13 protein-coding genes are annotated in these 13054 nt (G+C 63.7%); 5 read left to right on the top strand and 8 right to left on the bottom strand.

The features are described from left to right. Positions 1 to 13: 13 nt before the first annotated feature. The 6 genes from ptsP to AC07OP_RS08680 all read right to left on the bottom strand — a co-directional run bounded on the left by ptsP (position 14) and on the right by AC07OP_RS08680 (position 6785). A complete protein-coding gene (gene ptsP, locus AC07OP_RS08705) occupies positions 14 to 2524 on the bottom strand; it encodes a phosphoenolpyruvate--protein phosphotransferase (protein WP_495100482.1) in 2511 nt (836 codons plus the stop codon). 29 nt (positions 2525 to 2553) lie between these two features. Then, positions 2554 to 3564 (bottom strand): SIS domain-containing protein, encoded by a 1011-nt coding sequence (locus tag AC07OP_RS08700; RefSeq protein WP_495100722.1) that lies wholly within the window; start codon positions 3562 to 3564, stop codon positions 2554 to 2556. Beyond that, entirely contained in the window at positions 3557 to 4663 is a 1107-nt protein-coding gene (nagA, locus tag AC07OP_RS08695) for an N-acetylglucosamine-6-phosphate deacetylase (protein WP_495100483.1), read from the bottom strand. Before nagA ends, AC07OP_RS08700 begins: the two co-directional genes overlap by 8 nt. A gap of 10 nt (positions 4664 to 4673) precedes the next feature. After that, complete coding sequence (locus AC07OP_RS08690; protein WP_027605447.1) at positions 4674 to 5432, bottom strand: GntR family transcriptional regulator; 759 nt, start codon at positions 5430 to 5432, stop codon at positions 4674 to 4676. 263 nt (positions 5433 to 5695) lie between these two features. Next, positions 5696 to 6199 (bottom strand): L,D-transpeptidase family protein, encoded by a 504-nt coding sequence (locus tag AC07OP_RS08685; RefSeq protein WP_027605448.1) that lies wholly within the window; start codon positions 6197 to 6199, stop codon positions 5696 to 5698. A 37-nt stretch (positions 6200 to 6236) separates the two neighbouring features. Next, positions 6237 to 6785, bottom strand: coding sequence for an NUDIX hydrolase (locus AC07OP_RS08680; RefSeq protein ID WP_092489929.1), 549 nt, complete (start codon positions 6783 to 6785; stop codon positions 6237 to 6239). Between the two features lie 146 nt (positions 6786 to 6931). Between AC07OP_RS08680 and AC07OP_RS08675 the strand changes: the two genes are divergently transcribed. The 5 genes from AC07OP_RS08675 to purT all read left to right on the top strand — a co-directional run bounded on the left by AC07OP_RS08675 (position 6932) and on the right by purT (position 10189). Beyond that, positions 6932 to 7534: a CoA pyrophosphatase gene (locus AC07OP_RS08675; protein ID WP_015885706.1), complete on the top strand. Its 603-nt coding sequence runs from the start codon at positions 6932 to 6934 to the stop codon at positions 7532 to 7534. A gap of 35 nt (positions 7535 to 7569) precedes the next feature. Next, a complete protein-coding gene (locus tag AC07OP_RS08670) occupies positions 7570 to 8094 on the top strand; it encodes a gamma carbonic anhydrase family protein (RefSeq protein WP_065939223.1) in 525 nt (174 codons plus the stop codon). After that, positions 8091 to 8306: a DUF1289 domain-containing protein gene (locus AC07OP_RS08665; RefSeq protein WP_027605451.1), complete on the top strand. Its 216-nt coding sequence runs from the start codon at positions 8091 to 8093 to the stop codon at positions 8304 to 8306. Before AC07OP_RS08670 ends, AC07OP_RS08665 begins: the two co-directional genes overlap by 4 nt. Positions 8307 to 8470: 164 nt before the next feature. Then, positions 8471 to 8938 (top strand): VUT family protein, encoded by a 468-nt coding sequence (locus AC07OP_RS08660; RefSeq protein WP_281112847.1) that lies wholly within the window; start codon positions 8471 to 8473, stop codon positions 8936 to 8938. Positions 8939 to 9007: 69 nt separating this feature from the next. Beyond that, complete coding sequence (purT, locus tag AC07OP_RS08655; protein WP_141155932.1) at positions 9008 to 10189, top strand: formate-dependent phosphoribosylglycinamide formyltransferase; 1182 nt, start codon at positions 9008 to 9010, stop codon at positions 10187 to 10189. A 65-nt stretch (positions 10190 to 10254) separates the two neighbouring features. Here purT and AC07OP_RS08650 read toward each other — a convergent pair whose 3' ends face one another. Beyond that, positions 10255 to 11565 (bottom strand): MFS transporter, encoded by a 1311-nt coding sequence (locus AC07OP_RS08650; protein ID WP_495100484.1) that lies wholly within the window; start codon positions 11563 to 11565, stop codon positions 10255 to 10257. A 246-nt stretch (positions 11566 to 11811) separates the two neighbouring features. Continuing rightward, positions 11812 to 13050 (bottom strand): transporter associated domain-containing protein, encoded by a 1239-nt coding sequence (locus tag AC07OP_RS08645; RefSeq protein ID WP_495100485.1) that lies wholly within the window; start codon positions 13048 to 13050, stop codon positions 11812 to 11814. Between the last annotated feature and the right edge of the window lie 4 nt (positions 13051 to 13054).

Raw genomic sequence — 13054 nt, 5'->3', positions numbered from 1 at the left:
TTTCTTGTTGTTGTCAGCTCAGCGGCCAGTGGTGTTGACAGGCTTGGCGAACCGCCTTGGCGCTGCTCAGGTCAAGCAGGCCAAGGCTCAGTTGCCGGCATTGCGCCGCGTCCAGGTGGCGGACGCGGTCCTTGATTTCTGCGATTTGCGGCGGGCTGACGGACAACTCGCTGACCCCCAGGCCGACCAGCACCGGCGTGGCCAGTGGGTCGGACGCCAGGGCGCCGCACACGCCGACCCAACGTTTGTGTTTCGCCGCGCCGGCGCAGGTCTGGGCGATCAGCCGCAACAGCGCCGGGTGCAGCGCATCGACACGCGCGGCGAGGCCCGCATGGTCGCGGTCCATGGCCAGGGTGTACTGGGACAGGTCATTGGTGCCGATGGACAGGAAGTCCGCATGTTCGGCCAATTGTTCGGCCATCAGCGCCGCAGCGGGCACTTCGATCATCACCCCCAGTTCGGGGCGTTGGCTCAGTTCCAGCTCTGCACACAACTCATCCAGGCGCTGGCGAATCTGCAGCAGTTCGTCGACTTCGCTGACCATCGGCAACAGGATGCGGCAGCGTTGCAAGGGGCTGACTTGCAGGAGGGCGCGCAATTGCTGATCGAGCAGTTCAGGGCGCACCTGGGCCATGCGAATACCGCGCAGGCCCAGCACCGGGTTGGCTTCGACGGGCAGCGGCAGGTAATCGAGCTGCTTGTCGCCACCGACGTCGATGGTGCGGATGATCACCGACTTGTCGCCCATGGCATCCAGCACGGCTTGATAGGCGTGGCATTGTTCCTGTTCATCCGGCGCGGTGCGGCGGTCGACGAAGAGGAATTCGGTGCGCAGCAGGCCGACGCCGTCAGCGCCGTTTTCAAAGGCCACCTGGGCCTCGGCGCTGGAGGCGACATTGGCGGCCACTTCGATGTTCACGCCATCGCGGGTTTGCGCCGGTTGTTGGGCCTGGGCCTGTTGCTGCCGGCGACGCAGTGTCTGCGCGTCGCGGATCCGGTGGACTTCGGCATGACGCGCCGCGCTGGGGGCCAGTTCCAGGCGGCCGTTGCCGGCGTCGAGCACCACGCGCTGGCCGTGCGGCACATCGAGCACCTCAGCGCCCAACGCGACGACACATGGCAAGCCTTTGCCCCGCGCCAGGATGGCGACATGGGACGTGGCGCCCCCCTCGGCCATGCAGATCCCGGCAGCCTGTTGTGCGCTCAGTTGCAGCAAATCCGAAGGAGTCAGTTCATGGGCGCTGACAATCGCTCCCGCAGGCAATTCGAAATGCCAGGCTTCACCTAACAGTGCGCGCAGGACCCGTTGCTGCAGGTCGCGTAGGTCGTTGGCGCGTTCGGCGAACAGCGGCTTGCCCAGGGCCAGCAATACCGCGCACTGCGCCTGGATAGCATCGCGCCAGGCATGGGTAGCGGCGCTGCCGTGTTCGATAGCTTCGGTGGCGGCGTCCAGCAGGGCGGGGTCTTCGAGCAGGGCCAGGTGGGCGGCGAAGATCTCTTCTTCTTCGACGGCCTTGCGTTGGCGCGCCTGGTCCAGGGTGCTGCGGATTTCACCGCGCACCTGCTCCAGGGCTGCGTCCAGGCGTTGCAGTTGTTCGTCAGTGACGTGATGGCCGGGGTCCGAAGGCAACTCGATACCCGCCAGCCGAAACAACGGCCCGCAGACCAGTCCCGGTGCGGCGCATACGCCCTGCAACACATCAACTTCCGTGGTTGCCCGGCGCGGCATGGCGACGACCGGTGCGTGGTGTTCTGCCTTGACGGCGGCGGACAAGGCCGCGACCAGCGCCTGCAGCGCGGCCTCGGCGTCCTTGCCGCGACAGGTCACGCGCACCTCGTCGCCTTCGCCAATGCCCAGCCCCATGAGGCCGATCAGGCTGTCGCAGGCGGCCGACCTGGCGCCGAAGTGCACCAGCGCCTGGCTGCTGAAACCCTGGGCGGTCTTGCGAATCAACGCCGCCGGCCGTGCGTGCAGGCCGCCACGGTGAGTCACGCGCACGCTGGCGCTGGCTTCGGCGACGGCGTTATCCACAGCCGTTTGCTGCGCTGCGTTCGCACGCGGCACAACCTGCACCAGGGGGTCGCCCAGCCTGACGGTTTTCGCGGCCAGCGGGCGCAGTTCAAAGTGTTCGCCATTGGTGAGGATGATCAGGCTGACCAGGCTTTTGCACTGGCGGGCGATACGGTCCAGGTCAAAGCGCACCAGCGCCTGGCCGTTGCTGACCCGTGCGCCTTCCTTGACCAGCAGGGCAAACCCTTCGCCGTTCAATTCGACCGTGTCGATGCCGATGTGCAGCAGCACTTCGGCGCCGTTGTCAGCGCGTATCGTCAAGGCGTGGCCGGTACGGGCGACATGGATGACCACACCATCGCACGGCGCATGCAGGCAATCGTTGAGCGGGTCGATAGCCATGCCGTCGCCCAGGGCGCCGCCGGCGAACACGTCGTCAGGCACATTGCCCAGGGCCAGTAACGGCCCGCTGAGGGGGGCGTTGAGGGTCAGTTCATTATTGTTGTTGGGCATGGGCACGGTACTCATCAGGAAAGCGCGACTCAGTGAGTGCGGGTAACTTTGCTCAGGTGGCGCGGCTGGTCCGGGTCCAGGCCTCGGGCGACGGACAGGCCGGCCGCCATGACATAGAAACTCTGGATCGCCAGGATCGGGTCCAGGCTCGGGTGTTCGGCGCGGCTCAGGGTCAGGTCGCGTTCGGCGATATCGTCCGGTGCTGCGAGCAGCACGCGGGCACCGCGTTGGCGCATATCGGCGGCCAGGCTCAACAGGCCGGCTTGTTCGGCACCGCGCGGGGCGAACACCAGCAGTGGGTAGTTTTCATTGATCAAGGCCATCGGCCCGTGACGGACCTCGGCACTGCTGAAGGCTTCGGCCTGGATCGCCGAGGTTTCCTTGAGCTTGAGCGCGGCTTCCTGGGCGATGGCAAACCCGGCGCCACGGCCGATCACCATCAGTTGCTGGCAACCGCGCAGCGCCTCGATGGCGGGCGTCCAGTCCTGCCCGGCGGCTTCACGCAGGCCTTCGGGCAGGGCCTGGCAGGCTTGCAGCAAGTCGGGCTCCTGGTTCCAGTGGCCGATCAGCAGCGTGCTGGCGCTGAGGGTGGCGATAAAGCTCTTGGTCGCGGCCACGCTGAGTTCCGGCCCGGCGCACAGGGGCACATGGAATTCGCAGGCGGCTTCCAATGGTGAGTCTTCGGCGTTGACCAGCGAGATGCTCAAGGCGCCACGCTTGCGCAGCAGGCGCAGGCTGTTGACCAGGTCCGGGCTTTGCCCCGACTGGGAGAAACCGAACGCTACCTGGCCGCTGACTTTCATGGGTGCTTGCAACAAGGTCACCACCGACATCGGCAACGACGCCACCGGGATGCCGACATGCTGCATGGCCAGGTAGGCGAAGTAGCTGGCGGCGTGGTCCGAGCTGCCCCGCGCAATGGTCATCGCCACTTGCGGCGGCTGGCGGCGCAGGCGGCCGGCGACTTCTTCCAGCAACGGTTCCAGGCGTTGCAGTTGCGCCGCGACGGCGTCACCGGAGGCCAAGGCCTCTTCAAGCATTTTTGAAGACAATGGTTTCTCCTTCGACCATGACGTCGGTGAGGTGCAGGGAGCGGTCCAGGCGCACGCAGTCGGCAAAGCTGCCGGTTTGCAGGCGACCGCGTTGTTCCAGGCCCAGGTAGTCCGCCGGAAATTGCGACAGGCGTTGTGAGGCTTCGCTGATGGGCAGGCCGATTTTCACCAGGTTGCGCAGCGCCTGATCCATGGTCAGGGTGCTGCCGGCCAGGGTGCCGTCGGCCAGGCGCACGCCGCCCAGGCATTTGGTCACGGTGTGGCTGCCCAGCTTGTACTCGCCGTCGGGCATGCCGGCGGCGGCGGTGGAGTCGGTGACGCAGTACAGGCACGGGATCGCGCGCAGGGCCACGCGCATGGCGCCGGGGTGCACGTGGAGCAGATCCGGGATCAGCTCGGCGTACTTGGCGTGGGCCAGTGCTGCGCCGACGATGCCCGGTTCGCGGTGATGCAACGGGCTCATGGCGTTGTACAAATGGGTGAAGCTGGTGGCGCCGGCGGCGAGGGCGGCGACGCCTTCTTCATAGCTGCCCAGGGTGTGGCCGATCTGCATGCGCACGCCGCGCTCGCTGAGGGCGCGGATCAGGGCGTCGTGGCCGGCGATTTCCGGGGCGATGGTGATCACCCGGATCGGCGCCAGGCGCAGGTAGGCTTCGACTTCGGCCATCAAGGCGGTGTGGGCGAAGTTGGGTTGCGCGCCGAGTTTTCCCGGATTGATGTAGGGGCCTTCCAGGTGCACACCGAGTACCCGGGCGCTGCCCGTAGGACGCTGCTCGCAGAAGCGCCCGAGTTGCCCCAGTACGCTGGAAATTTCCTCCACCGGCGCGGTCATGGTGGTGGCCAACAGCGACGTCGTACCAAAACGCACATGGGTGCGGGTGATGGTCTCGAAAGCGTCGGCACCTTCCATGATGTCTTTACCGCCGCCGCCGTGGACGTGCAGGTCGATAAACCCCGGCAGCAGGTAGGGCAAGTCGTTTTCAGCCGGGTCGCAAGGCTCGCCCTCGATGGCGATGACCTTGCCGTGCTGGTGCACCAGGCGGCCGCGAATCCAGCCGTGGGGCGTGAGGATATTGTCTTCGGACATGGGCAGTTCTCTAAGGCCGCAACTCGGCGGCAAAGTCATAACGGCGAAGCTCTGCGACAAAGTCGTAGTAGTCGTTGCGGCAGTAGGTGTCGGTGATTTCGATCGGCGTGTTGTCGGCGGTGTAGCCGACCCGGGTCATCAGCAGCATGGCGGTGCCGGGGGCGATGCCCACCAGCCGGGCGAATTCGTCCGAGGCGTTGATCGCCTGGATGTGTTGCAGGGCGCGAACGATAGGTTTGCCGATGCCTTCCAGGTATTCGTACAGCGAATGGCCGATGGCTTGCGGCTGCGGCAGTACCGAGGCGGGCATGGCGGTCATCTCGATGGCCATTACCGTGTCATCGGCTTTACGCAGGCGTTTGAGGCGCGCCACCTTGTCGGTCGGCGACAGGCACAGGCGGATCAGTTCTTCGTGGGTCGGCGGGGTGATCTCGCGCTCCAGCCATTGGGAGCTGGGCACAAAGCCCTTGAGGCGCAACATCTCGCTGAACCCCGACAAGCGCGACAGCGGCTGCTCCAGGCGTGGCGTGATAAAGGTGCCGGAGCCCTGGCTACGGCGGATCAGGCCTTGGGCGAACAACACTTCCAACGCTTTGCGGGCGGTCACCCGCGAAATGCTCAGCTGTTCGCTGAGGGCGCGCTCCGAGGGCAGGGCCTGTTCGGATTTCCACTGGCCGGCATGGATCGCCGCTTCCAGGTTGCGGGCCAATTGCAGGTACAGCGGCGTGGATTGTTTGTCGTCGGGACGCAGCGTCAGGATGGGGTTCATCTATGAGGTTTCCGATGCGGTTATTGGAGTGTTGTCGCCCGGTATTGGCCGGAAGCTAATACCACTTAAATACCATGTCAATGCTGCCAAAACGGTGCGAGTACCGGTTTCAGGGCGCCTTAATGGTGCCTGGTATCAAGTGGTATTAGAGAGGTCTTTATCGCGCGCAGAAGTGCGCAGCCCGCGCGATGAATTGGTATTCACCGGCATGCCTGGGCGGAGGAGGGAAAGATTTTTTAATTAAATTACGAACGGTCGAAGATTTACGGGCGGATCTCGATCAGCGTGCCGTCCTTGACCAGGTTCCAGACTTCGCGCATGTCGACGTTGCGCATGCCGATGCAGCCGTCGGTCCAGTCCAGGGTGTGAAACCACTGCTCCGGGTACTCTTCGGTGTCGGGCGTGCCGTGGATCATGATCATGCTGCCGGGCTTCACCCCTTCGCGGCGAGCGCGGGCGGCATCGCTGATATTCGGGTAGGAGATGTGCATGGACAGGTAGTAGCGGTCGCTGGTCTTGCGCCAGTCGATCCAGTACAGGCCTTCCGGCGTGCGGCGGTCGCCCTCGATCAGCTTGTGGCCCTTGGGGTTCTTGCCCAGGGAAATACGATAGGTCTTGAGGGGCTTGCCGTCGTTGATCAACTGCAATTGGTGGGCGGACTTGAGCACCAGGACTTTTTCGACCGTCTTGCCGCCCAGGGTTTCCACGGTAGAGGCCGGCGAAAGCGTGGCGAACGACAGGCAGATCAGAGCAAGCAACCAACGCATTAAAACGGTATCCCTGTGGCGACGAGCTGCCGAATGGTTATTGGGCGGGCTTGGAAAGAGGTGGCACGGCTTCGCTACGCACCGGGAACGACTGCTGGCGGCGGTCAGCGAAAAAGTATTCTAGGGTACGCCCGACCGTGCGGAAAGCCAGCTCGGACCAAGGGATGTCCGCCTCGTCGAACAGCTGCACTTCGAGGCTTTCGGGGCCTGCGGCGAAGTCCAGGTCGACCAGTTCGGCACGGTAGAAGATATGCACCTGGCTGATGTGCGGCACATCGATCAGGGTGTAAATGCTCAGGTTGCGCACCCGGGCGCAGGCCTCTTCCAGGGTTTCGCGCATGGCGGCCTGTTCCACGGTCTCGCCGTTTTCCATGAAACCTGCGGGCAGGGTCCAGTAACCCAGGCGCGGCTCGATGGCGCGGCGGCACAGCAGCACTTTATCGCCCCATACCGGCAGGGTGCCGGCGACGATATTGGGGTTTTGATAGTGAATGGTCGAGCAGTGATCACACACGAAACGCAGGCGAGCGTCGCCTTCGGGAATGCGCTGGGTAACCGGTTTACCGCACTGGCTGCAGAAATTCATGCTGGGGTTCCTGGAAAGTGCGTCTATCTTGGCTTGGCTGGCAGGGCCCTGCAAGTTGTCGTTTAGCGACATGCTCCGGGTTTTGGGGTTGGGCGCCCGGCGGCTTTGGTGCATGATGCAAGGTAGCCAACAGACCGAGATGACTCATGCTGGACGAGCTACTTCGCCGGGTAAGCAATCACACCCCCCACACGCTGGAAACCGATGGGCGTTTCCCCGAGGCCGCGGTGCTGGTGCCGATTACCCGCAGTGACGAACCTGAGCTGATCCTGACCCTGCGCGCCAGCGGCCTGTCGACCCATGGTGGCGAAGTGGCCTTTCCCGGCGGGCGCCGCGACCCCGAAGACCCGGACCTGATCTTCACCGCCCTGCGTGAAGCCGAAGAAGAAATCGGCCTGCCCCCCGGCCTGGTGGAAGTCATCGGCCCGCTGAGCCCGCTGATCTCCCTGCACGGCATCCGGGTCACGCCCTATGTGGGGGTGATCCCCGACTACGTCGAGTACCTGGCCAACGATGCCGAGATTGCCGCCGTCTTCAGCGTGCCTTTGGATTTTTTCCGACAGGACCCGCGCGAACATACCCACCGAATCGATTACCAGGGCCGCAGTTGGTACGTGCCCAGTTATCGCTTCGGCGAATACAAGATCTGGGGCCTGACGGCAATCATGATCGTCGAGTTGATCAACCTGCTTTATGACGACGCCCAGATCAGCCTGCACCAGCCGCCCAAGAGCTTCATCAATACCTAAGCCGTCGTTTGAACGGCCAGCCGTGAGGGAAAACCATGAAATACCGCCTGGGCGACGCCCGCGTCGAGACCCATCCACACAGCTGGGTGGCGCCGAATGCCACGCTGGTGGGCAAGGTCAAGCTGGAGGAGGGCGCCAACGTCTGGTTCAACGCGGTGCTGCGTGGCGACAACGAGCTGATCCTGATCGGCAAGAACAGCAACGTGCAGGACGGCAGCGTGATGCACACCGACATGGGCTACCCGCTGACCCTGGGCACCGGCGTGACCATCGGCCATAACGCCATGCTGCATGGCTGCACGGTCGACGATTACAGCCTGATCGGTATCAATGCGGTGATCCTCAACGGCGCCAAGATCGGCAAGCACTGCATCATCGGCGCCAACTCGTTGATCGGTGAAGGCAAGGAAATCCCCGATGGTTCCCTGGTGATGGGCTCGCCGGGCAAAGTGGTGCGTGAATTGACCGACGCACAGAAGCGGATGCTGGAAGCCAGCGCTGCGCACTATGTGCATAACGCCCAGCGTTACGCGCGGGATCTGGTAGAGCAGGAAGAATGAGTGCAGTTGAACGACCTGTTGCCTCGCCCTGCGTGAGTATTTGTGCGCTGGATGATGACGATATCTGCACCGGCTGCCAGCGCACCGTGGATGAGATTACGCGTTGGAGCCGCATGGACAACGCCGAGCGGCGGGTGGTGTTGGGGTTGTGCCATGAGCGGGCGGTGGCGGGGGGGTTGGTGTTTATGGCTTCTGGTAAATCCGGCGCCTGATGGATCGCCATCGGGAGCAAGCCCCCTCCCACATTTTGACCGCATTCCTACAGATTAAACGCGGTTAAGTGTGGGAGGGGGCTTGCCCCCGATGAGGCCCTCCCAGACGACATATTTCCAAATGTGAAGTACCCTGTGCCCCTTGTTCACAGGTCCATCGCCCCATGCTCTTCCTGATCGCCTACATCAGCAGCGTCGTGCTGATCAACTTCGCCTTCTCCACCGCCCCGCACCTGGACGTCATCTGGTCGGCCTGGGGCGGCCTGGTGTTTATCCTGCGCGACATGGTGCAAACCCGCTTCGGCCATGGGGCGATCATCGCCATGCTGGCGGCGCTGGCGTTGTCGTATATCACCTCCGACCCCTCCATTGCCCTGGCCAGCGCCACGGCATTCGCGGTGTCGGAATGCATCGACTGGCTGGTGTTCAGCATCACCAAGCGCCCGCTCCACGACCGCCTGTGGATAAGTTCGGCGCTGAGCATTCCCCTTGATACCTTTATCTTCTTCGGCCTGATCGGTGCGCTCACCCCTGCCGTGGTGGGCACCGCCTTGGCGTCGAAGTTCGCCGGGGTCACGGCGGTGTGGCTGATCATGGCCTGGCGCATCCGCAAGCGGGCCGTCGCCAACTGAGGCCAATTTTTACAGTTCATGTAAAATGCCGGCCTTTCTCCCCATGATCCGCTCCCCTGAGGACCTGAGATGACCCGAATCGGAACTCCATTGTCGCCAACCGCGACCCGCGTTTTGCTGTGTGGCTGCGGTGAGCTGGGCAAGGAAGTGGTGATTGAACTGCAACGCCTGGGCGTAGAAGTGATTGCCGTGGATCGCTACGCCAACGCGCCGGCCATGCAGGTTGCCCATCGCAGCCATGTGATCAACATGCTCGACGGCGCCGCCCTGCGTGCGGTGATCGAAGCGGAAAAGCCGCACTTCATCGTGCCGGAAATCGAAGCCATCGCCACCGCGACCCTGGTGGAGCTGGAGGCCGAAGGCTTCACCGTGATCCCGACCGCCCGCGCCACGTCGCTGACCATGAACCGTGAGGGCATCCGTCGCCTGGCCGCCGAAGAGCTGGACCTGCCGACCTCGCCGTACCACTTCGCCGACACCTTCGAAGACTACAGCAAGGCCGTCCAGGACCTGGGCTTCCCCTGCGTGGTCAAGCCGGTGATGAGCTCGTCGGGCAAGGGCCAGAGCCTGCTGCGCAGCGTCGACGACGTGCAGAAAGCCTGGGACTACGCCCAGGAAGGCGGGCGTGCCGGTAAAGGCCGGGTGATCATCGAAGGCTTTATCGACTTCGACTACGAAATCACCCTGCTGACCGTCCGTCACATCGGCGGCACCACCTTCTGCGCGCCGGTCGGCCACCGTCAGGAGAAGGGCGACTACCAGGAATCCTGGCAGCCGCAAGCCATGAGCCCGGTTGCCCTGGCCGAGTCCGAGCGCGTGGCCAAGGCGGTGACCGAGGCGTTGGGCGGTCGTGGCCTGTTTGGCGTGGAGCTGTTCATCAAAGGCGATCAGGTGTGGTTCAGCGAAGTGTCGCCGCGCCCCCATGACACCGGCCTGGTGACCCTGATTTCCCAGGACCTGTCACAGTTTGCCCTGCATGCGCGCGCCATCCTCGGCCTGCCGATCCCGTTGATCCGTCAGTTCGGGCCTTCGGCTTCGGCGGTGATTCTGGTGGAAGGGCAGTCGACCCAGACCGCATTCGCCAACCTCGGCGCGGCCTTGAGCGAGCCGGACACGGCGTTGCGTCTGTTTGGCAAGCCAGAAGTGAATGGCCAGCGCCGCATGGGCGTGGCGTTGGCGCGGGATGAGTCGATCGAGGCTGCGCGGGCCAAGGCGACCCGTGCTGCCCAAGCGGTTGTGGTAGAGCTCTAAAAGCATCGGGGCAAATCCCCTCCCACACTCGAATCTGGGAGGGGGCTTGCCCCGATAGCTGTTTATCAGGCAACCCTGTTCAAATCATTATTCCGCGTCTCTTTCAGGCACAGCACCGCAATCAAGCTGAGCAACGCCGCCGCCGACACATACCCGCCGACATAACTCAGCCCACCCATCGCCACCAGCTTGGTTGCGAAGAACGGTGCGGCCGAAGCACCCACGATCCCACCCAGGTTATACGCCGCCGAAGCCCCGGTATAACGCACGCGAGTCGGGAACAATTCCGGCAACAGCGCACCCATCGGCGCGAAGGTCACGCCCATCAGGAACAGCTCCAGGGCCAAAAACAGTGCCACGGCCCAGGTAGAGCCGTGGGTCAGCAATGGCTCCATGGTGAAACCCGACAGAATCGCCAGGATCGCGCCGACGATCAGCACCGGCTTGCGCCCGTAGCGATCACTGGCCAAGGCCGCCAACGGTGTGGCCAGGCCCATGAACAGCACTGCAAAGCACAGCAACCCCAGGAACGTCTCGCGGCTGTAGCCCAGGGTCGAAACGCCGTAGCTCAGGGAAAAGGCCGTGGTGATGTAGAACAGCGCGTAGCACACTACCATCGACGCGGCGCCCAGCAGGACCGGCAACCAATGCTGGCTGAACAGCTCCACCAGCGGCACTTTCACCGGGGCTTCCTTCGCCACGGCATTGGCGAACACCGGGGTTTCATGCAGCTTCAGGCGCGCATACAGGCCGACCATCACCAAGGCTGCGCTGAGGATGAACGGGATGCGCCAGCCCCAACTGCGGAACTGCTCGTCATTCAGGCTCATCGCCAGGATCAGGAACAAACCGTTGGCCGCCAGGAATCCGATCGATGGGCCCAGTTGCGGGAACATGCCGAACCAGGCGCGCTTGCCTTTCGGCGCGTTCTCGGTGGCCAGCAACGCTGCACCGCCCCATTCCCCGCCAAGCCCCAGGCCTTGGCCGAAGCGCAGCACACACAACAGGATAGGTGCCCAGGCACCGATGCTGTCATAACCGGGCAGCAAGCCGATCAGCGTGGTGCACACACCCATCAGCAGCAGCGAGGCCACCAGGGTCGATTTGCGGCCGATGCGGTCGCCGAAGTGGCCGAACAGCGCCGAGCCCAGCGGGCGCGCGATAAAGGCGATACCGAAGGTCAGGAACGACGCCAGCATCTGCGCGGTACCGGAAGTCTGCGGAAAGAACACCGGCCCGATCACCAGCGCGGCAGCCGTGGCATAGATATAGAAGTCGTAGAACTCGATGGCGGTGCCGACGATGCTCGCGGTGGCGACACGTGCGGTCGAGTTGGTCGGGGCGGCGGTCGCGGCCTCGTTATAGGTGGTGCTCATGGCGGTATCCCTGACGGTCATTGCGCGTTTGGACGCGGATTATTATTGGGTCGAACACCCTTGGATCAGGGTTGTGCGCGGGGCGGCTCGGGATGGGAGCGAACACCGGTCGGACATGGTAAAGCGGTGCCTGGACACGCTGAGTGCGGGTAGCACGCGGTCGGGCGGGGGCTTGGGTAAGCCGCAGGGATTATAGGAAGGGGTTTGGAATTACAACAAGTGACTGGATTGCGGTTTATCAGGAAGTCATGCGGCCACAGGCATGTGGCTGGTATGCCAGATCAGCACCTTGCTGACGCGGTTGTCCTCGGTCTCGAGGATTTCCAGGCGGTAGCGGCCGATCTTCAGGCACACCGCGCAATCCGGAATGGTTTCCAGGGCCTCGGTGACCAGGCCGTTGAGGGTCTTGGGGCCATCGCTGGGCAGGTGCCAGCCCAGGCTCTTGTTCAATTCGCGGATCGACGCGGCGCCGTCGATGATATAGCGGCCATCGGGCTGCGCTTCGATATGCGGGTTGTCCGCACTTTGCTCGTTTTCGAATTCGCCGACGATTTCTTCGAGAATATCTTCCAAGGTGACGATACCCAGGACTTCGCCGTATTCATCCACCACCATGCCCAGGCGGCGCTGCTGCTTGTGGAAGTTCAGCAATTGCAGCTGCAGGGGCGTGCTTTCCGGGACGAAGTAGGGTTCGTAGGAGGCCGCGAGCAAGGCTTCCTTGGTCAGGCTGGCGTCCGGCAGCAGATGCTGGATCAGCCGGGTGTTCAGTACGGCTTCGACCTGGTTGATGTCACTGTGGAACACCGGCAGGCGAGTGCGCGGGGAGGTGCGCAGTTGCTCGATGATTTCTTCGATCGAGTCATCCAGGTTGATACCGTCCACTTCGCTGCGGGGCACCAGGATGTCATTGACGGTGATGTTGTCCAGGGCGTGGATGCCCGGCATGCCTGGGGTACGGCTGTCGTCGGCCTCGGGCTGCGCTTCATCGTCGTGGTCGGGCAGTGGCTCGTCGCTGTTTTTCACCACGCCGGGCTTTCGGGCAAACGGGCGCAGCAGCAACAGGCTGATGCCATTGAGCAGCCAGGCGGCGGGGTAGAGGATTTTCAACGGCACGCCCAGCAATGTGTTGCCAAAGCCCAGCACCGCGTGCGGATGCCGGGTTGCCAGGGCGCGGGGCAGGTAGTCGGCCAGGATCAGCAGGACGGCGCAGGAGATCAGCCAGCCGAGCCACGGGCCGTTCTGTGCCCAGGCATAAATCGCCAGCAGGGTGCAGAGGATGACCACGGCCGCACGGCACAGGCTATTGCACAGGATCAGGCTGTGGCGCGGGAAGCTCAGGCGGGCGGCAGCCTTGTCGCCCTGGCGTGTACCGGGTCGCAGGGCCAGGAGGTGTTGTTGTGCGGCTTCGATGGCGGTAAACAGCGCCGCCCATAACACCAGCAGGGCGATTACCGCGAGCATCGGCCCCAGGGGCAAGTTGTCCATTTTG

The sequence above is a fragment of the Pseudomonas sp. GW821-FHT09D08 genome (assembly GCF_059416305.1).
This window is presented reverse-complemented; position numbering and strand designations above follow the sequence as displayed.